General features: G+C 68.6%; 20 protein-coding genes and 2 pseudogenes. 17 read left to right on the forward strand and 5 right to left on the reverse strand.

From position 1 onward, the window contains the following. Positions 1–569 precede the first annotated feature (569 nt). A pseudogene (locus ACWC2T_RS43685) lies at positions 570–775 on the forward strand (helix-turn-helix domain-containing protein); the annotation flags it as partial. Between the two features lie 157 nt (positions 776–932). On the opposite strand, the gene ACWC2T_RS43690 reads toward ACWC2T_RS43685, so the two are convergent. Beyond that, a complete protein-coding gene (locus ACWC2T_RS43690) occupies positions 933–1,226 on the reverse strand; it encodes a hypothetical protein (protein WP_450675856.1) in 294 nt (97 codons plus the stop codon). Between the two features lie 317 nt (positions 1,227–1,543). On the opposite strand from ACWC2T_RS43690, the gene ACWC2T_RS43695 reads away from it, so the two are divergent. The 4 genes from ACWC2T_RS43695 to ACWC2T_RS43710 all read left to right on the forward strand — a co-directional run bounded on the left by ACWC2T_RS43695 (position 1,544) and on the right by ACWC2T_RS43710 (position 6,221). Further along, complete coding sequence (locus ACWC2T_RS43695) at positions 1,544–2,923, forward strand: molybdopterin-dependent oxidoreductase (protein ID WP_450675857.1); 1,380 nt, start codon at positions 1,544–1,546, stop codon at positions 2,921–2,923. A gap of 2 nt (positions 2,924–2,925) precedes the next feature. Further along, the gene (locus ACWC2T_RS43700; protein WP_450675858.1) at positions 2,926–3,429 is read left to right on the forward strand and encodes a hypothetical protein; all 504 of its coding nucleotides are present in this window, start codon (positions 2,926–2,928) and stop codon (positions 3,427–3,429) included. Further along, a complete protein-coding gene (locus ACWC2T_RS43705; RefSeq protein ID WP_450675859.1) occupies positions 3,426–4,133 on the forward strand; it encodes a class I SAM-dependent methyltransferase in 708 nt (235 codons plus the stop codon). The genes ACWC2T_RS43700 and ACWC2T_RS43705 overlap by 4 nt, the downstream gene beginning before the upstream one ends. Before the next feature lie 255 nt (positions 4,134–4,388). Beyond that, complete coding sequence (locus tag ACWC2T_RS43710; RefSeq protein ID WP_450675860.1) at positions 4,389–6,221, forward strand: glycoside hydrolase family 15 protein; 1,833 nt, start codon at positions 4,389–4,391, stop codon at positions 6,219–6,221. 209 nt (positions 6,222–6,430) lie between these two features. On the opposite strand, the gene ACWC2T_RS43715 is transcribed toward ACWC2T_RS43710, so the two are convergent. The 3 genes from ACWC2T_RS43715 to ACWC2T_RS43725 form a co-directional block, all read right to left on the reverse strand. Further along, entirely contained in the window at positions 6,431–6,826 is a 396-nt protein-coding gene (locus ACWC2T_RS43715; protein ID WP_450675861.1) for a DUF3592 domain-containing protein, read from the reverse strand. A gap of 380 nt (positions 6,827–7,206) precedes the next feature. Beyond that, positions 7,207–7,746 carry a PaaI family thioesterase gene (locus ACWC2T_RS43720; RefSeq protein ID WP_450675862.1) on the reverse strand — a complete coding sequence of 180 codons (540 nt, stop codon included), beginning with the start codon at positions 7,744–7,746 and terminating at the stop codon, positions 7,207–7,209. A 43-nt stretch (positions 7,747–7,789) separates the two neighbouring features. Continuing rightward, positions 7,790–8,086: a putative quinol monooxygenase gene (locus ACWC2T_RS43725; RefSeq protein ID WP_450675863.1), complete on the reverse strand. Its 297-nt coding sequence runs from the start codon at positions 8,084–8,086 to the stop codon at positions 7,790–7,792. A gap of 113 nt (positions 8,087–8,199) precedes the next feature. Here ACWC2T_RS43725 and ACWC2T_RS43730 point away from each other — a divergent pair, with 113 nt between their 5' ends. The 8 genes and pseudogenes from ACWC2T_RS43730 (at position 8,200) to ACWC2T_RS43765 (ending at position 13,887) form a co-directional block, all read left to right on the forward strand. Further along, positions 8,200–9,177 (forward strand): GlxA family transcriptional regulator, encoded by a 978-nt coding sequence (locus ACWC2T_RS43730; protein WP_067057294.1) that lies wholly within the window; start codon positions 8,200–8,202, stop codon positions 9,175–9,177. Between the two features lie 543 nt (positions 9,178–9,720). After that, positions 9,721–10,017 (forward strand): annotated as a pseudogene (locus ACWC2T_RS43735) (HAD-IA family hydrolase); the annotation flags it as partial. A 77-nt stretch (positions 10,018–10,094) separates the two neighbouring features. Then, positions 10,095–10,985, forward strand: a complete 891-nt coding sequence (locus ACWC2T_RS43740) for a DUF317 domain-containing protein (RefSeq protein WP_450675864.1) — start codon at positions 10,095–10,097, stop codon at positions 10,983–10,985. A 34-nt stretch (positions 10,986–11,019) separates the two neighbouring features. Beyond that, positions 11,020–11,514, forward strand: a complete 495-nt coding sequence (locus ACWC2T_RS43745; protein ID WP_450675865.1) for a hypothetical protein — start codon at positions 11,020–11,022, stop codon at positions 11,512–11,514. Between the two features lie 92 nt (positions 11,515–11,606). After that, positions 11,607–12,398, forward strand: coding sequence for a DUF317 domain-containing protein (locus tag ACWC2T_RS43750; RefSeq protein ID WP_450675866.1), 792 nt, complete (start codon positions 11,607–11,609; stop codon positions 12,396–12,398). A gap of 36 nt (positions 12,399–12,434) precedes the next feature. Next, entirely contained in the window at positions 12,435–13,118 is a 684-nt protein-coding gene (locus ACWC2T_RS43755; RefSeq protein ID WP_450675867.1) for an MSCRAMM family protein, read from the forward strand. Then, entirely contained in the window at positions 13,115–13,492 is a 378-nt protein-coding gene (locus tag ACWC2T_RS43760) for an LAETG motif-containing sortase-dependent surface protein (RefSeq protein ID WP_450675868.1), read from the forward strand. The genes ACWC2T_RS43755 and ACWC2T_RS43760 overlap by 4 nt, the downstream gene beginning before the upstream one ends. A gap of 239 nt (positions 13,493–13,731) precedes the next feature. Beyond that, positions 13,732–13,887 (forward strand): hypothetical protein, encoded by a 156-nt coding sequence (locus ACWC2T_RS43765; protein ID WP_450675869.1) that lies wholly within the window; start codon positions 13,732–13,734, stop codon positions 13,885–13,887. Positions 13,888–13,927: 40 nt separating this feature from the next. Here ACWC2T_RS43765 and ACWC2T_RS43770 read toward each other — a convergent pair whose 3' ends face one another. After that, positions 13,928–14,593, reverse strand: coding sequence for a hypothetical protein (locus ACWC2T_RS43770; RefSeq protein WP_450675870.1), 666 nt, complete (start codon positions 14,591–14,593; stop codon positions 13,928–13,930). Positions 14,594–14,857: 264 nt separating this feature from the next. Here ACWC2T_RS43770 and ACWC2T_RS43775 point away from each other — a divergent pair, with 264 nt between their 5' ends. From ACWC2T_RS43775 to murJ, 4 genes are all read left to right on the forward strand, one after another. Further along, positions 14,858–15,028: a hypothetical protein gene (locus ACWC2T_RS43775; RefSeq protein ID WP_450675871.1), complete on the forward strand. Its 171-nt coding sequence runs from the start codon at positions 14,858–14,860 to the stop codon at positions 15,026–15,028. 371 nt (positions 15,029–15,399) lie between these two features. Beyond that, the gene (locus ACWC2T_RS43780) at positions 15,400–16,362 is read left to right on the forward strand and encodes a hypothetical protein (RefSeq protein WP_450675872.1); all 963 of its coding nucleotides are present in this window, start codon (positions 15,400–15,402) and stop codon (positions 16,360–16,362) included. Between the two features lie 26 nt (positions 16,363–16,388). Next, positions 16,389–16,523 (forward strand): hypothetical protein, encoded by a 135-nt coding sequence (locus tag ACWC2T_RS43785; protein WP_450675873.1) that lies wholly within the window; start codon positions 16,389–16,391, stop codon positions 16,521–16,523. Positions 16,524–17,591: 1,068 nt separating this feature from the next. Further along, positions 17,592–19,265: a murein biosynthesis integral membrane protein MurJ gene (gene murJ, locus ACWC2T_RS43790; protein ID WP_450675874.1), complete on the forward strand. Its 1,674-nt coding sequence runs from the start codon at positions 17,592–17,594 to the stop codon at positions 19,263–19,265. The last annotated feature ends 312 nt before the right edge of the window (positions 19,266–19,577 follow it).

The following is a 19,577-nucleotide window of genomic DNA, read 5'->3' on the forward strand; positions in this document are numbered from 1 at the left end:
ACAGACCGTCAGGAACCAGCCGCTGCGACAGATCGACACCCACGAAGAGACATCATGCCGCAGCTCGCACCGTCACCACGTGAGACAACCTCTAAAGAGTTTCATTGCCATGAAGTTCTTCGACCAGGACGAGAAAAGCGACGGCCAGTGGGAACGTTGAAAATGACTCGACCTCGGACGTGTGCAGTCAGGTGAAGATCTGTAACTACGGGCAGATAAGGCTGCAGCGCACCTCGAACAGGTCGAGCCTAGTATTAGGTACGGAAAGGCTTTCGGGCTCAAGAAGGGCAAGTCGTCATGCACTGCTTTGACTGCGTTCTCGAGAGTCGGCCTGGACTCACCATACCTAGCCCGGCTGTTGCCGCCGGCGTATGCGCTCGGTGCGGAGCCGGTATCTGCGGCAGGCATGCACATGTCACAATGACTCCGCTTTCCGCATCTCCTGGCAGCTCCGAAGCAGGGCCTGAAGCCAGGCGACTGACCTGCGAAACCTGCTACGAGGCCGAGCGTGCTACATAGGCTTCGGTCCAGGGCGACGGTGATCTCGCTGGTGGGTGTATCCCTGGAGGATGCGTTATCCCGATGGGGGTGGCCTGACCGCGAAGCAGCGGGCCCGACGGGAGAAAGTGCGCTTCGAGGCTGCCGAGTTGTTCGCGCAAGGGTGTCGCCGCCGCAGGTCGCGCGGCGATTACGGGTCTCTCGGAAGTCCGCCTATGCCTGGCATGCCCGCTGGCGGGGCCGCGGTGTGGAGGCACTGCACTGCGGTCCACTCGGTGCCGCCCGGCTCGCTTCACTGACCAGTTGCTCGTCGCTACCGAACCCTTGCCGAATGGGCGATTTCCAACCCGATTTTGCAGGTCGTGGGGCTGGAGTGGGTCGAGTTGGGGGTTCTCGTGCAGGTCGGGGTGTGATCGGTAGCAGGTGATCGTCCGTCAGCGCTCCGAGGCCGGCCTCCTGCAGCTTGGCGATGATCTCTTGTTGTGCCGGGCGGTGGTGATCTCCGAGGAGCGGCCCGGCCGTGCCGCCGAGATCCACAGCAGGTTGCCCCGCTCGTTGGCCAGGGCCAGGAACAGCAGGACATGGGCCTTGCACTTCCCGGCGCAGTTCGGCCGGTTCTCAGACCCGGGATGTCTGCGGGTGCGTACCAGGATGCCGTCGATCAGCACGGCGACTCCGCCCTTCCGGGCGATTTTCTTCAGAACGCCGCCTATGCGGGGGGCGTGCACGGCGAGCAGGTCGATCGCTTCTGGTCGGCGATCGCACCATGTGCGCTGTCGCGGCTGCCAGGAGGCAGGGACTCCACCGTTCGGCTGACGGGGTCCGGCCACTCGGGTATCAGCCTGTGCCTCGACGACGACGCAAAGGGTTGGTCGACCGGCGAAGTGACATTCTGTAGTGGTCTCACCGGTCGTTGTTCTGGAAGACGTTTCTGACGGGTTGACCGGCCGCCCTTGAGGGCGGGGCTCTGGGATGGAGGAGACGGCTGATGGGTAACGGCGGACGACCGTCACAGCCCGGTTCGTCCGGGCGGCTGGAGCGCCCGATGCCGGAGGACGCGCATGCGCGGTGGCGTCTCCGGCGGATCGGCGCCGCTGTGGCTGCCGGTGTCGTTGCGGCTGCCGCGCGTGCCCGGGCCATCGCGCGGCGGATCGGGGAGACGCCTGCGCCGCCGGGGCCTTTTCGGCCCGGGTTCTGGCGTAGTCCGATCCGGGGTCCCTGGCTGACGTCGGTGTTCGGCCTGGTGCTGCTGGTCGGCATTCCGGTGCTCTTCCTCACTGGCGCGCTCTCCTACGCCGCCTACAACCCCGATCTCGGCCCGCACAATGACATGACCCCCGACAAGGGCCTACTGGGTTTCTATTTGTTCGCCTGGCCTACACACCCCTACTGGCTGTACCGGCTGACCCAGGGCGTGCACGTCACGCTGGGCGTGGTCCTCGTGCCCGTGCTGCTGGGCAAGTTGTGGTCGGTGATCCCGAAGCTGTTCGAGTGGCTGCCGGTGCGGAGTGTCGCCCACGGTCTGGAGCGGCTGTCCCTGCTGATGCTGGTGGGCGGCGTCATCTTCGAGTTCGCGACCGGAATCCTCAACATTCAGCTGTACTACGTCTTTCCCGGCTCGTTCTACACCCTGCACTTCTACGGCGCGTGGGTGTTCATCGCCGCGTTCATCGTCCATGTGTGCCTCAGACTGGGCCGGATGTCGCGCGCACTGGGCTCACGCAGTCTGGCCACGGAACTGCGCACGGACCTCGCGCACACCGTGCCCGAGCCGCCCGACCCCGACGGCCTGGTGCCGACCGCACCGGCGGCGCCGACGATGACGCGGCGTGGCGCCGTGGGGTTGGTGGGGGTGGGCTCGCTGGCCCTGCTGGTAGTCACGGCCGGGCAGAGCATCGGGGGCCGGCTGCGGAACACCGCCTTGTTCGCGCCGCACAACCGCAACCCCGGCGGCGGCCCGATGGACTTCCAGATCAACAAGACGGCCGCGGCCGTCGGCATCAACCCGGCGCATGTGGGTCCTGCGTGGCGGCTGGAGGTACGCGGCCGTGCACCGACGCTGGTCTTCACGCGCGCGCAGCTCCTGGCGATGCGCCGGCACGACGCTCTCCTGCCGATCGCCTGCGTGGAGGGATGGTCCACCGACGACCAGCACTGGAGCGGCCTCAGGCTCACCGACCTGGCCGCCATGGCCGGGCTGCCCGGGGCCGGAAGCGTCCTGGTGGAATCCGTCCAATCGCGCGGTGCTTTCCGCTCGGTGGTGCTGCGCGGCAACCAGATCCACGACCCGCGATCTCTGCTCGCCCTGCGTGTCAACGGCGCGGACCTCTCGCTCGACCACGGCTATCCGGCCCGGATCATCGTCCCGGCCAACCCCGGCGTGAACAACACCAAGTGGGTGCACCGGCTCACCTTCAGGACATGACCATGGCACGCTTCGTTCGCTGGTACGGCTCCGGGCCCCTGCACCTGCTTGTACTGATCTGCTCCTTCGCCCTCACGGCCTACGCCATGGTGCGCCTGTTCGCCCTGCGGCCGCTCGAGGTGGCGATCTGGTTCGTGGGGGCGGCGATCCTTCACGACCTGATCCTGCTGCCTCTGTACTCGCTCGCCGACCTGTCGGCTCACTCCGTGCTGCGGCATCGCACTGGCCGGGTACCGACCGTGGCATGGATCAACTACCTGCGCGTACCCGCCTTCCTGTCCGGTGTGCTGCTGCTCGTGTGGTTCCCCCTCATCCTCGATCTGGCGATCCCTTACCGAGATGACACCCGGTTGCCGGAAGGGGTATACCTCGGCCGGTGGCTGGCGGTCACCGGCGTGCTGTTCGGTGCGGCGGCACTGGCCTTCGCTCTCAAACTGCGCCGCGTCCGGCGAGCCGTCCCCGCCGACAAGCACCGGCCCCCACCCGGTCGCGATGCCGAGCCGTGACGCCCGAGGAGAACAGGTCGCCCGCCGCACACGAGGACCCCTACGCACTGGCCCTGCAAACCGGTCGCGGGCCGGTGTACCTGAGGTTCGCCGACGGGCGCCGGACCCGACTGCCGGTACGCCGCTGGGGCGCGCGGCCCACCGGGGCCGACGAGACGCTGCTGGAGCGCTGCAGGGGCCCCGTACTCGACATCGGCTGCGGACCGGGCCGCCTGTGCAGGGCGCTCCAGGACCGGGGCGTCTGCGCCCTTGGTATCGACGTCGCTCCCCACGCGGTCGCCCGAACGGAGACCCGCGGCGGGGCCGCACTGTGCCGGTCGGTGTTCGACCCGCTGCCGGCTGAGGGAAGCTGGCAGACCCTGCTGCTCGTCGACGGGAACATCGGCATCGGCGGCGACCCGCATGCCCTGCTCCGCCGCTGTACCCAACTCATCGCCCCGACGGGATTCATGCTCGTCGAAGTCGACCAGCATGATGTCGAAGAGGGCTGCACCGCTTGGGTGGAGGACACCCACGGCAACCGCGGCCCAGCCTTCCTCTGGGCGCGCCTTGGGACGCCGGCCGTCCGCCGGGTCGCCGAAAGCCTCGGGCTCAGCGTCACCGACCAGTGGGTCAGTGGCCGACGGTGCTTTGTCTCCCTCGGTCGTCACGACGCACGCCCCTCAGCCGTCGCGTCTCACGCGCCCCGGGTGCAGCCGCGGTGAGGAGACGGAGCTGTGCGAGCGACAAGTCGAGCGGGTCAGACGCGCCAGAACCTGCCGCCCCGTCAAGGCAACCGCCGACGGCCAGCCAGGAGGTGCGATCCGCCGGTGGTGCTGTTTGAGTGAGATGAATCCGCCGCTCAGGGAGGCTGCGATGGACGACCCACCGGTGCCTGAAGCGCTCTACGGTGCGGGCGGCCGCTCAGTCCGTCCGGGCCAGGCCGCGTCAGCGGGCCGGAGGCGGATGGACTGCCGCCGATGAGCGGGCGACCGATCGGTGACCATGCATTGCTGTCCGACTGCCGCTCGGCCGCCCTGGTCACCTCCGACGGCTCAGTGGACTGGCTGTGCCTTCCCCGCTTCGACAGCCCGGCGCTCTTCGCCCGACTCCTCGACGAGGACGCCGGCCACTGGTCCATCCGCCCCACCGGCCCCGCCGACGTCAGCCGCCGCTACCTCGAGGAGACCCTCGTACTGGAGACGACCTTTCGTACCACCGGTGGAACGGCCGTCCTACGCGACGCACTCGCCCTGGGACGCCGAGAGCGCGGACACGCTCTCGGCACCGCGTCTCCCGGAATGCTTCTGAGACAGATCACCTGCACCGAAGGACGAGTGCCCGTCGAGATCACCTATGCGCCACGCCCGGAGTTCGGACTCATCCACCCCCTCCTCGCACCTGCGCGGGGCGGGCTCGTCGCGTATGGAGGCGCCCACGTCCTGTTGCTGTCGACCCCTATCGACCTGAGGGTGAGCGGTTCCACCGCGCACGGTCAGATCACTCTCCGGGCGTCGGACCGCCTCGGCTTCGCACTGCAGGTCGGGCCGGCATGGGGAACCGAGCCGACGTGCTGGCGAGCGGGGCGTATCCGGCGGCGCTTGAACGACACCGCCGAAGGCTGGCGCTCATGGTCGCGGCTGCACCGCGGCTACGTCGGCCCCTGGCAGGACGAGGTGGGCCACAGCGGACGCGTGCTGCGGGCACTGACCTTCGCGCCAACGGGGGCAATTGTCGCCGCGGCCACCACCTCTCTGCCCGAGTGTGTGGGCGGCACGCGCAACTGGGACTACCGCTACACCTGGGTCCGCGACGCCAGCTTCACTCTGCAGGCGCTGGCAACCGCCGCCTGCGAGAAGGAGAAGGACAAGTTCTTCGGCTTCCTCGCCCGAGCCGCGGCAACCCAGCTCCACCGCGGCGTGGACCTGCAGATCATGTACGGCATCGGTGGCGAACGTGACCTGAGTGAGCGGATCCTGCCCCACCTCGCCGGCTGGCGCGACAGCACCCCCGTGCGCAGCGGCAACGAAGCATGGCGCCAACGCCAGCTCGACGTCTACGGCGAACTCCTCGACGCCGCCTACCAGACCTTCCCGCCCAACGAGCGCCTGGACCCGCCCACCCGCGCGTTCCTGCTCCAAGCGGCCGAAACGGCCACCCGTCGCTGGGCCGAACCCGATCAGGGGATCTGGGAGACACGCGGGTCGGGCAGACATTTCCTGCACTCGAAACTGATGTGCTGGGTTGCCTTGGACCGGGCCATCGCGATGGCCCCCACCCTTCAGGCCGACGAACGCGTACCCCACTGGCGGCACGAGCGGGACCAGATCCGCCAAGCCGTCGAACAGCGCGGATGGAACCCCCGCCTGGGCGCCTTCACCCAGGCGTTCGACAGCGACGACCTGGACGCCTCTGCGCTGATGCTGCCCATCGTCGGCTTCCTTCCCCCGCACGACCCCCGCGTCCAGTCCACGGTGCTGGCGATCGCCACCCACCTCACCGACCGCAACGGTCTGATCCGCCGCTACCTCGGCGACGAGATCGAAGGAGGAGAGGGAGCCTTCCTGCTGTGCACCTTCTGGCTCGCCCAGGCCCTCGCCCTGACGGGACACACCACCCGCGCACGGCAGGTGTTCCAAACCGCCGTCGCGCACGCCAACGATGTCGGCCTGCTGGCCGAGGAGACCGACTCCACCACGGGAGAGGCCCTCGGCAACTTCCCGCAAGCCTTCAGCCATATCGGGCTCATCAACGCCGCCCGCGCCATCCGCGACGCCGAGCGGCAACCCGCACCACGACGATTCGAACGCTAGCTCCCACCACGAAGCAGCGGGTGGCGTAAGAAGGCGTCAGATCGCAGGCACGACAGCAGGCGAGCGTGGATGACACATCGCGCAGCGCCGTCTCCCTCCGGCTTCGGGAACCAACTGAACAAACGCCCTGCCCGCCTAGGCGTGTCCGAGGGGTCCCGTGGCGGGTCTGGCGGTGGATCCGTTAGTGAGAACGAGGAGGGAGTACCAGCTCAGCGCGTGAGCAGGCACCCAGCCGCGACGCCGAGGAAGATCATGGCTCCGAAGAACAGGCCGACGATCCGATGTAGGCGGTACTTCCGGGTGAATACCCGTGCGCTTTTCGGCCTTTCGGGCAGGTAGGCGACCGGTACATGGGTTCCAAGGGCCAGCCCTGTCCCCGTCGTGGGGGGCCGGAACCTGACGGGCCGGCCCTGCCGGTCGGTGAACTCGATGACGGGCGTCGAACAATCGTCCCCCGGCCGATGCTCCTGGTCCACCACCACCCCCTCGGCGTGCAGCCCGTAGCGGCTCAGCCGCATCTGCAGCCGTGCCTCCCGGGCACCGGCCCACAGACTCACCAGGCCCGCCAATACGGCCAGCCCGATACCGATCGTTTCACCCGTCACCCGTCCCCTGCTCTCCCTCGCACAGCGACCGCCCGGCACGGGCCGCGCATCAGCGAGGACGCGGCACGCAGCCCGATGGTTCACGAAGGTGCACGGGCACACCGGCTCCTCGGGCTTCCGTGGCCGTGGCGGGGGGCCACGAAGGGCCGCCCCCTCCCTGAAGCCGAGGTCATCACCGGAGCCACAGCCTGATCGCGGCGAGGGTGACCGTCCCGTGAAAGACGTGAGCCCGCTTGTCGAAGCGCATCGCCAGCCCGGTTGATCTTAAGCTTGTTGATCAGGCGCACGACTTCGTTCCTGGGGCGTACCGCGCCGCATCGAAGCCGGTGGGCCGTGCGGTTCATGACCGCGCTTCCTTCGGGGTTCTCTCGTGCGGAAGTTCAGCGCGTGTTCCGGTCCGGGCCGGCGCTCGGCGCGGTGAAGATCGCGCAGGTGGTCGTGGCGTGCGCGTACAGCTTGCCGTCGGTGGTGCCGGTGACCCGGGCTTCGGCCGTCGCCGTGGTCCGGCCGACGTGGACGACGCTCGCCTCGCACCTCAGCCGGGAGGTGTGGGCGAAGGCCGGGCGCACCATGTGTACGTTGAGTTGCATGGTGGTGTAGGCGCGCCCCCTGGGCAGTACGGTGGCGACCGCACTGCCCAGGGCGGAGTCGAGCAGCGTTGCCAGGAAGCCCCCGTGGACGGTCCCCATGGGGTTCAGCAGGTGCTCGCCGGGTTCGCCGTCGAACGTTGCCGTGCCCTCGCCGGCCTCCACCAGGTGCAGTCCGAGCGTCCCGGCGATGGGCGGCTGCGGAATCTCCTCTTTGAGGATCTTCTGGAGCAGTTCCAGGCCGGTCAGATCGCCGGCCGTGGCCCAGGGCACCGGCTGCTGCCGGGTGTGCGTCCGGGTACGCAGCTCGTGGGTGTTCGTGGTCGCTGTCATCGATGTTGTCCTTCGCCTCGCTCGACTGTGTCAGGCAGACCCGTCAGGGGAGCTTGACGCCCAGCAGGTCCACCGGGGTGATGACCGGAGCCGAGCTGAGCATGGTCTCCGCCGCCCCCATGAGCGCGGCGGCGATCTGGCCCTCCAGGTGGCTCTGGCGCCCCTGCTCGTCGTTGAACGTGTCGAACACCCCGAAGGTGGTGGCGTCCATGCGGAACGAGAACCAGGTCACCGTGTACTGCTCCTGCTCGGCCAGCTCCACCGCGCCGCGCAGCATCGCCTCGACCTCGTCGGCGTACTCGGGCTTGGCCTCGATGCGCGCCAGCAGACCGATCTTCATCGTGATCACTCCTCAGGTGGGAAACAGCCGGGTCTCCGGCCGATCACGAACCTACGTCGTTGATCAGCAGTCACAGCAGTGGCAAAAACGACATCAATGATAGTGTTTTTGCCATGGAGATAGCGGTTCTCGTCTACGACGGCGTCTTCGACTCCGGACTCGCGGCCATCCTCGACGTACTGGACGGTGCCAACGCGATGGGCGAGGTGGCCTCCCTGATGGGCGAGGAGATCCACGAACCGCCGTCCTGGAACGTCACGACGGTCGGCTCCCAGCCCCAGGTGCGCACCGGGGCCGGACACCTGGTGACCACCAGGCCCCTGGCGCACGCCGAGGCAGCGGATCTGCTGATCGTCCCCGCCCTCGCCGAACGCCGCCCCACGGCGCTGCTCGACCACGTCAGCGGTGACCAGTTGCTTCCCGTCCGGAACCTGATCACACGCACCCGTGAACGCGGCACGGCCATCGCCTCGGCCTGCACCGGCACTTTCCTGCTGGCCGAGGCGGGCGTTCTGGATGGCCTGCGCGCGACGACGACCTGGTGGCTGGCGCCGGTCTTCCGCGCCAGGTACCCGCAGGTCCAGCTCGACCAGAGCCGGATGGTGATCGCCTCGGACGGCGTCACCACCGCCGGTGCTGCCTTCGGACACGTCGACCTCGCCCTGGCGATCGTCAAGGCGAGCAGTCCGGCGCTGGCCGACCTGGTGGCCCGCTACCTGGTGGTCGACGAGCGCCCGTCACAGTCCGCCTACACCATCCCCAGCGCCCTGGCCCAGAGCGACCCCACCGTCGCCGCCTTCGAACGCTGGGCCCGCGAGCGCCTCGCCGAGCCGATCAGCATCCCCGACGCTGCCAGATCCATCGGTGTCAGCAACCGCACGCTGCAACGCTCCGTCCAGCGCACCCTCGGCACCTCGCCCATCCGCTTCATCCAGGACCTCAGAATCGAACGGGCCTCCCACCTGCTGCGCACCACCGAACTGTCCATGGAGACCATCGCCCGCAAAGTCGGCTACGAGCACCCCAACACCTTGCGCGTGCTGCTGCGCGAACGCACCGGCAAGACCACCACGGCCCTTCGGGGCATCTGACCGGGCCCGGGGCCGGCGGCGAAGCGCTGGGCGGCCGGCGCGGTTCGGGCACCCGGGTGGCCCGTTGCGCCGCTGGCACCGCGGCGGGGGCGCGGGTGCGGCCACCCCAAGCCCGTATCAGCCACTACAAGCGACGCGGGCACAGCCTCTGAAACTGCCCAGCAATCAGCACGGGATGGGCAGCGCATGGCGACGTCGACCGGGCGCGGACTTGTTGTAGCCCCGAACCCCGGTCACCTGCCCAACTCACAGTGCAGGGCTACACATTCGAGTGATGATGCTGTGCGACAACATGCCTTGCTGAGACACCGCGCTCTGCCTAACAACGGCGTCATCGGTGTGCAGCCCGACCTCGCCCAGTGGCAGCGCCTGGCCCAGACGGCCGCGTGGCCCGGCGACACCGCCTCCTTCCAGACGGCGTTCTGGAAGTCCCGCGACGCCTACGACGCCGGCCAACTCAGCGACCTGGCCTTCTGGGCCAAGGTCCTCCGCTCCCACCCCGGACCGCGGATGCTGCGCGAACTACGCACCACCGACACCGCCATGTGGACACACACCGACAGCCAGGTCCTCGCCCTCCTCCATCGGGCCCGCCGGATCGGGCTGACCATGGGGATGCTCTCCAACGCACCCCACCCCCTCAGCGACGTTCTCGACACCACCCCTTGGCGGCGCGAGCTGATGACCGCCGCCCTCTACTCGGCCCGTCTCGGCGTGTGCAAGCCCGAACCGGCCGCCTACCAGAAGGCGCTGGCCGCCCTCGGCGCCGTTGATCCCGCACACGTGCTGTTCATCGACGACCGGGCCGACAACTGCCACGCCGCCGCCCGCCTGGGCCTGCAAACACTGCACTACACCGGCCGGCCGACCTGGAAGCCGTCCTCCTACAGCACACCGGCTGACCCCTGCCCGATCGCTTGCCTCCCAAGGACGCCACCATCACCCCCGACCAAACCCCGCCCGCCCCCGACGGGGACGTCTACGTCTCCCCGCGCTACCTCGCCGGCACCACCGCGATCGGCGACCTGGCCCTCGCCCCGCTGCTTGACCTCGGCTGGAGTCTGGAACACGACGATCTCGGCAACGCCTACCTGAACTCCCCCGACCGCAGGGTCCGCCTGGGCTACCTGCCCGAAGGCGAGGACGACGGTCTGTGGCGCATCAACGCCTACAGCGATCCCTTTAGTGCGCCGACCTGGGGAGTGTGCTTCAACGACTCCTGTCCGACGGAGTTCGTCCGCGCGTTCACCACCGCCCTCGCCGAGGCGTACGAGCAGGGCCCGGACGTCTATCTCGCGGCGCCGGACCCGGGCAGCGCGGAGCGCGACCCGTTCCTCGCCGTGGTCCCCCTCATCAACCGCGGCTGGCAGATCGACCATCCCCGCTGGGGCGTCTTCGCCATCCAGTCACCCGACGGCCACGCGGGGCTGGAGTTCACCACCGGACGTCTGGACCCGGAAGCCGAGTTGACCACCCGCGAGGCCCGCTGGCAGCTGTGGGCCGGCACCTCCATCGACCGTCCCGCCTGGTACGCCACCGCCAGCACTGACACCCCCATAGCGCTGCTCACCGCCGTCACCGAGTGCGTCTCCGATCCCGCGCCCCTGCCGCGGTGGCGGGAGGAGTCGTACAGCTACGTCAAGGGCATGGCCCAGCTCACCCCGATCGCCTCGCCGCGCCCGCCGGCCCCGACACCGCTCGACGTCCAGCGCGCAACCGTCCGCCGTCCGGCCGCCCTCACCCTCACCGCCAGCGTCCCGCGCTGGAGCACCACCAGCCGCCCGGCCCTGCCCGGCCCGCGACGCTGACCGCACGCCACCCGACCCCGACCGGAGAGACCACTTGGCCCTGCACGCCCAAGAGTTCTTCATGGGGCACCTGAAGCTCCCCTTCACCGAGGCCACCGTCGTCGGCAACACCTATTACGCCATCCCCGAACCCGGGGACCCACTGCGGCTGCGGATCGACTTCAGCACAACGCACTGGGCCAACGAGTACGGCGGCCTACGACTGGCCATCCTCCACCCGGACCGCGGCGAACTTGATGTCACCGTCCTGCGGTTCGCCGATCACAAGACCTTCGATCACCGGGACTCCACACGCGGCGTTCACCCGCATAACTCGGGCTACGGCACGTTCAGGGAGTTCAAGGACAGACCCGACTGGGTGCCGTGGGAAGGCGCCCACACCAGCGGACTGCGACACGCGATCGAGCAGTACACCACCGTCTGGTTCCCCGGCGCATGGACGCCCTCCGCACCGAACCGAGCAACCGGGCGGACCGCCAGCAAGGCGCCCTCCCCGCCACCGTCCCGCGCCGGGAGCCGCGCCCGCTGACATCGCCGCACCTCCACCACGCCCACAGCGCCCAGCGTTGCCTTTTCGGCCCACGCTGCCAGTGCTCCGCGCGCCTTCCTCACAGGAGCCCCGTGTCGTCCGACCCCTTCAACAACCTTGATCCCGACGGGGAAGTGAAGGTCCTGCCCCGCCACCTGGCAGGCCCCGGCCCCGCCGACCTCCGCACGGCCTGGCCCTTCCCTTTCGAGGAGGACTGGTCACTGCACCAGCCCGAGAAGGGACCTGCGCTGGCTACCAGCCCGTGCCTGCGGCTGTGGACCGGCCTGGTCCCCGAACCCGACACCCGTGGCAAGGGGAAGTGGACCATCGCCGCCAACCGCGTCCCGTTCGCTGCGCCGACCTGGCAGATCACCTTCGACGCCACCACCCCGATCGAGCTGCTGCACGACGTCCACACCGAACTGCTCGACCTCTACCTCGAAGACCGCCACAGCGACCGCGACCACCTGTTCGAGGACACCACCGCCCCGCAGGAGGCGTACACCCCGCTGCTCGCCCGCGGCTGGAGCCACCAGGTCAAGACCGACGGCACGCAGCTCTTCCACGCCCCGGACGGCCTCGGGGGCGTGCGGCACCGCTACGCCACAACCGGTACCGACACGCCGACCTGGACGGCCTGGGGCGGCTACCCCAGCGAGCCCTACTGGCGCGCACAGTTCTCCTTCGGCGCGCCGACCACGCTGGTCGCGGCCTTCACCGCCTCGCTGATCTCCACCGAGCCGGTCCGCCGCACCGTCGGTGACGTCCCCTTCCATACCCGCCGCAACCTCTACGTTGCCGCGCCAACGACAGCCAGACAGGCACCCGTGCCCTCGCCGGCCGCCGTGCCCCCTGCGGGCCCGGCCTCGGGGCGAACCCGCTGACCCCTGCCCCACACTCATCAAGGAGCCCCCTTTCTCGTGCACGTCCGTATCGTCCGCCGCGCCGTCCGCTCTGCTGCCGTCGCCGCCGCGGTGACCGGCACCCTCACCTGGGCGCCGGCCGCAACCGCCCAGCCGGCCACACCGGCGCCCTCCGCCTCCACCGCCTCCGCCGCCTCCGCCGCGACTCCTGCACCCGATGCTGGCAGTGTCGCGATCACCGCGAAGAGCCCGGCCGGGGACGGTCTTCAGGGCGCCTCGTTCCTCCTGCTGGATGCCACCGGCCAGGAGGCCGGACGCGGGAAGACCGACGCCCAGGGGAAGCTGACCTTCCTGAACCTCGCTCCTGGCGTGTACCGGCTGAAGGAGACCGCCTCCGGCAGCCCGCTCCACGACGTCGTCGCCGACCAGGACGTCATCGTCACCCCCGGCGCCACCGTCCCGGTGACGATCACCGACCCGTTCAAGGCCGCCCAGGTCCAGCTCACGGCCAAGGACGACAAGACCGGCAGGCTGCTGCCCGGCGCCACCATGGCCATCGGCACGGGCGAGACGACCGTGCTCACCCTCACCACCGGGGCGAACGGCACGGCCTCCGGCGAACTGCCGGTCTCCAGCGGCAAGCAGGAGTTCTGGTCAAGGAGATCACGGCCCCCGAGGGCTACGACCTGTACAAGCCGTCGAAGACATTCACCGCCACGCCCGGGGCCCCGGTCACCGTGACCCTCACCAACACCAAGGCCGCCACCACCCCAGCACCCGACCCGACCGACAAGCCGACGGACAAGCCCACCGACACCCCGTCCACCCCCACGGACACCTCGAGCCACCACGCAACCCCCGGCGGGCCCACCCCCGCCCCGACCGAATCCGCCACGCCGGAGGCCCACTCCTCGACCGTCCCGGCGGCCAGCGCGGTAGACGACGCGACGCCGAAGGCCCCGGCTGGCTCCCTCGCCCACACCGGAGCCGACGCCACCCCATGGCTCCTCGGCGGCGCCGCACTCCTCCTCACCGGAGGCATCGGCGCCGTTGTCGCCGCACGCCGGCGGGCGGCGTCCGCGTCCGATCAGGACGCAGACGGCCAGACCCGCTGACCCAAACCACCTTCGCCCAGCAGGCCCCCGGGAACCCCTTCCCGGGGGCCTGCTGCGTACCGGCTACCGGCTCGGTGGCCCGTGCCTTGCTTTCCCCGGCGACGGTGTGTGTCTCGCAAGGGCCCATGGCCCCGTTGATCACTCGCGCGACGACCAAGGAGCGGGTTGCTTGTCCCTTTTCGGGATGCAGGCTTTGTTCCGTTTCGGGACAGCTCGTTTGTCCCGAAACGGAACGGGCCTTGACGGCGATCACAGCGATCTGGTGGTTCCTGCGCAAGCGAGCCAGAGGACGCACCACGCAGCGCTACCACCGGCGCAAGGAACTCCTCGACGACAGGCCCGGCTACGACCCCGGCCGCGACCTTGCCGGAGCCCTCGAACACGGCACAGCATGACTAGGCCCGGGGAGGGGTCGGCGCTGGCGCTCGATGGTCCTCACCGTCCTCGCCGCTTTCGAGGAATCGGCCTCTCGGCGTGAGGCTGGCCAGTGGGATAGGAGTCGATGGCCTTCGCCAAGAGCTTGAAGGCCAGCTGACGGTCGCTTTCTCCAACATCGAGAGCATCGAGCAACGCGGCAAGACGCCATTCAACTGGTAGGCGATAGCCCTTGCGGTAGTAGATGAGGGACCGCGTGTCGGGAACTTCAACTTCTGGTGCTGCGGCCACCACGCTAAGCGGAGGGTCACCCGCCTTGTGGAACAGTTGCCGCAAAAAGGCTGCAAATGACTCCCCTGCAACGCTCGGCTCCGGTCGGGCATACCGAAGCCCAGGGGCCGGCGGGGTATCGAACATCTTCTCTACCTGTACCTCAGCCTGGGCGTCACGCAGTCGTTCGAGCCACTCAGGGAGCGCTGTGACGCCCCGCGGATCCCATGCAAGGACGAGCGAGCGCAGCGTCCTGCGGGAAGGAAGCCGAGCCCCGGACAGCGCAGCGTAGATCGTCGCCCTGCCGATGCCACAGCGGCTCGCAATCCTGTTGATCTCCAAGTCATCCGGGCTTACGTCAGTTCGCGCCAGCCCGCGATCGTGAAGCTCGCGCAGCTTTGCGGCGAAGGAGTGCTCGGCTCGGCTGGTGTCCAGCGCACGCTGCACTCTGGGCATCGGCCCTCCAGTCTCGCGAAGTCTCGATTTGTTCCGATGCATCTCACCAGGCGATCACCTTCTGCCGGAGGCGTTTGACTGGATCCAAGACCCACCCCGCCGAGCACGGTGGCAGCCGTGAGGCACGGCTTCGCCGCCGAGCGAGACTTCTCACGGTTGCACGGCTAACCGTGCGACGGCCCACGGTGGGTCTGACCCTCAGTCGCCAGGCCAGTCCCATCACTGGCACGGCCCTAGCTACCGTGCGCTGGATCCAGGAGACCCATGTCCCTCTACATGCTCATCACCGCAGCACTGGCCGCCTTCGCCGTCCTCGGAACGATCACCGCGATCGCCTGCACCGCGTTGCGCCGTGCCGAGCCAACCGCAGTGCCCGACGTCCTACGCGAACTCGTCCCACTGCTGGGCATCCTTGTCCGACGCGAACGCCCGTAAGGGGCAACGCCCAACTCTGATCTGTGCGCTGTTCTCGCCCAGCAGGGGGCGAGCGACGGCCGGGCCGTGCCCGGCCTGCCGGACGAGGAGTGGACGATCCTCGCCCGCCGCTCCCCCTGGCCCGTACGCTGCGCACCGCTTGAGATCGTCACGGCCGGGGATAAATAGGGCTCACGGGCCCGGCGCGATGGGTCGCCGTGCGTGCTCGTTACCACAGCGTGGAGGAGGTTTTCAATTCGGATGCGTCGGTCGAAGGCTGGTACGCACAATCCTCATTCATGAGAACAGACCCAGCGGCTCGGCGGTTCGGGCCCGAGTTCGTGGCCGACCAGCGGGGCCGCTACGGCCAACGCCCGCCGGAAGCGCGACCTTTGTCCTACGACATCGCGGTGCTCGACGAGTACGAGTCCTGGCGGGGGTGGCTGGACGCTCAATTGGCGCTGCTCCCCGAGAAGGCGGCCGATACGTTCGCGCGCAACCTCTGGCGCGATCAGAACTTCTGGAGCGACCTGATCGAGCTTGCCACAGGTGACGCCCTGCGCATGGCTGGCCTGGAGGTGGAATACGAACGGCTCTGGGCCACGCAGACACCGGACTGGACCGTTCTTGACGAGAGCGGCAAGCCTGTTGCCCTGGTAGAGGTCCTCACGCACAGCCCGTCGAAGGAGATCTACGGGAAGATGAGGGCCTGGCATGACCTGGTTGAGCGACTCAAACAGATACCCGTCCCGGTCGTCCTCACCGTGGCCGGTGAACGCGATCGGCCTCTCCCCGCCCCCGACGCGCGCGCCGCAAAAAAGATCGCTCAAGACCTGCGCGGTTACCTGCTTTCACCCCTACACCAGGTCGCCTACCACAGTCAGGGCTACACCTTCTTGCTGATGGCGGACCCGCGTACCAGGGAACCGATGCGCGCACCGGGGATGCAGACCATCCTGGTACCGCCCAGCAACAGGGCGGGCATCGTCTCGGCCCAGCCCGTGATCACCAATATCGAGGAGAAGGTCAGCAAGTATCGCGACTTGGTGAAGGCAACCGGCCTGCCGCTGATCGTGGCTGCTGGCGCGCACAGGTTCACCGGGCTCGGCGTCAAACAGCTCGACCACCTACTCAACGGCGAGCACACAATCACCGTGCAGTTCGACTACGGCGACAGTTTCATCCACAAGCCACTGGAGGCCCAGCTCGGCAACCCGCCCCGATGGGCCATGCCACCAGACCTGGCTGGCGTGCTGTGGGTGGACAACACCTTCCCGTTCACGGCGGTCTGGCGCCCCAACCCCGAGACGCGGAACCCAGCCCCCGCTCGGCTTACCGCAGGCTGGCGCAGCTAGCCGCCCGAGGAACGCTCTGCAGCGGTGTGGCCGCGGGCGCGCTGCGCGAAGAGGCGGAGCGCTGGCACGAGTTCCTGCAGGCGCGGTTCGAGGAGGTGGAGCGGCGGCCGAAGTCGGTGCTCGCGTTGGTCCTGGACGCGGCACCCCGTGCGGCGAATTGACAGCGCTGCGCTTGGACGAACTCGCTGCGGGCCTCACCGCGGTTTACGTCGAGCGGCGCCCGCAGCGCGGCGGCGGCGACCCGGACGGCGAGGGCTCCTGGTTCGAGCTGTCTCCGCTGACCCGGGCCGCGCTGGACCGCTGGCTGCCGGTACGCAAGGAACTGGCCCGGCGTGCCCACGGCACCTCCCGGCTGTGGGTGTCGCTGCGTCACAACCACGACGGCGACCCCCGGCCGGGAGGGGGCGACGCTTCACCGCCCGCCCGGCATGCCGCTGGAGGAGACCGGGCTGATCACCAGCTACCGGCGCGGCAGGGCCCAGTACGGGCTAGCCGGTGTGTTGCCGCCGAAGCTGGAGCAGCTGCCGGGCCGTGGCCGCCGCCATTGTAGGTTCCTCGTGATCATTAACACTGCGTCCTGCGGAAACACCAGAATCCGGGCTTCGTGAGCAGTGGCGGTGTCGGCTCGCCGTGAGCAATCTGGGCCCGAAGGACTGCGAGGGCGGTTACTTTCCGTGATGCCACCCGGCGGCACTCAGGTTCTGGCCGGGTGATCTTCGACCTCCGGGATTTAAGCGGAACAGCGGTTGGCGAAAAGCACTCGATCTTGAACATGCGGGGCCGTTACAGCGGGCGGCCGGAGGGGCTGCCTGCGGGGTCGTCCGGGACGCGATGGTCGCGGCGGCCAGCGCGTCGGAGCCCAACCCGCCGATGCACACCAATACAGCGCCGGCGGCGAGGACGGCCAGGAATGCAATGGCGGGGCCTTCGCTTGGGGGCGCTGGCTCGAGCGGGGCATTCGTCGACCATGTCGCGTTACCCCTGCGTCATGTATCAGACGGGCTTGAGGAGTTCGTCGGTGCAGTACATGGCGCGCGGCCGATGAAACGGTTGCGTTCCGACGTCGATTCGACCTACTCTCACGTCACGACGATACGGCCCCGTTCCGACGTAACTGAAGAGAAGCGTAAGGCGTCCGGGCCCGACGGGGGCGTACGCGGTCGGCTGGGCGCTGCTCTTCGGCGTCGGCGGGTTCATCTACTTCTGGAAGGCAGAGGAGAAGTACGGCCGTGGCTGAGCAGGGCACCGAGTTGATTCCCACTCGTAGACGCGGCCGGCATGCGAAGCGGCGCGCTTCGGGCGGGTTGGCGCGCTCGTCGGCGATGATGGCGGTGGCCAGCGTCGTCTCACGGGGCACCGGAATGATCCGCTTGGTGCTGCAGGGTGCTGCGCTGGGAGTAATGGCGGTGGGCGGTGCCTACAACACCGCAAATACGTTGCCGACCAGCCTGTACACGCTGATGATCGGCGGGGCCTTGAACTCGGTGCTCGTCCCGCAGTTGGTGCGCGCTCGCGCCGAGCATCGCGATGGGGGACGGGCGCACGAGCAACGGCTGGTCACCCTGGTGCTCAGCGTGCTCGCGATCGGCACGGTGGTGGCAGTGTGGTTGGCACCCCAGATCGTGAGCCTGAACACCCCGGACGCTCCGGGCAATCACCAGCTGTTCGAGCTGACCGTGGTCTTCGCCCGGTTCTTGCTGCCGCAGATCTTCTTCTACGGGCTTTTCTTCGTCCTCGGGCAGGTCCTCAACGCCCGGGGTAAATTCGGGGCGATGGCCTGGGCCCCGGTACTGAACAACGCCGTCCTGATCGCCATGTTCGGCCTGTACATGTGGCTAGCGCCCGCCCCCGGCCACACTGCAGACGTGACGCCCGGCCAAGTACGCCTGCTGGGTATCGGCACCACGGCGGGCATCGCGACGCAGGCCCTGTGCGTCATCCCGGCGCTCACAGGTACCGGTTTCCAGTGGCGGCTCCGCTTCGACTGGCGCGGCGTCGGCCTCGGCAAGAGCATGAGCGCGGCCCGCTGGACCCTGCTGTTCGTCCTGGTCAACCAGGTCGCCCTGACGGTGGTGACTCGCTATGCCAACGACGTCGATGCGGCGATGCCCAACGCCGGCGCGGGCAACAGCGCGTACTTCTTCGCACAGAACATCTGGACGTTGCCGCAGGGCATCATCACGGTCTCCCTGGTCACCGCGATCCTGCCGAGGATGAGCCAGGCCGTAGCCGAACGCCGCCTGGATGATCTACGCGAGGACATCTCCAGGGGCCTGCGCATCACCGGCGTCGCCATCGTCCCCGCTGCGTTCTTCTTCCTGACTTTCGGCCCCCAGATCGCCACAGTGATGTTCTCGTACGGCAGTGGAGGCGCTACCTCGGCCCAGCCGCTGGGCCACATGCTGCAGGCGTTCGCCTTGGGCCTGGTCCCCTTCTCTGCCCAATACCTGCTGCTGAGAGGCTTTTACGCCTTCGAGGACACCCGGACCCCGTTCTGGATGGCCGTGTGGATCTCCGGTCTCGACGTCATCCTGGCCACCGGCTGTCACCTGCTCCTGCCTGCTCGCTGGGCGGTCACCGGCATGGCCGCAGCCTACGCCGCCTCCTATGCGATCGGCCTGCTGATCACCGCAGTGCGGCTGCGCCACCGCTTGGAGGGCCGTCTAGACGGCAAGCGCCTGCTGCGCACCTACGCCAAGCTCACCTGCGCCGCAGCGACAGCGGGCGCCGTCGGCTGGGCTGCGGCCCGCGCCTGTGGCGGTATCTTCGCGGCTCCCTCGGCGGACTCCCTCCTGGCCCTCACGGCGGGGGGAAGCGCCATGCTCGCATTGTTCCTGCTCCTGGCTCGCCTGCTGCGTATCAGCGAGCTACGGAGCTTGCGGGGCCTGCCTGGCCGGGGCTGACCGCAGTGCCAACTGAATCGCGGAATTGCTAATCCACTGCTACCCAATCGCCGTCACTGCTAACGATGTTGCGGATCCTAGAGCCATTCGATGGCAGGGAACAGTTCTGTCCTTTGACCGCGAAGTTAGTCGTTCTGTTCTCGTTGACCTGCGGCGACTGGATTGGTTGGCAAACGATCAGGTGAGGCGGGTTGGGTACGTAGCCGAGACCCGACACTGAGCCTTTTCCATCTTCACTCTGAGCTGGTCAGATGGAGGGTGAGGACGGCCTGGACGAGGCTGGTGATCCGGGTGGTCGAGCACCGCAGTTTG

It is taken from the genome of Streptomyces sp. NPDC001393 (genome assembly GCF_053597455.1).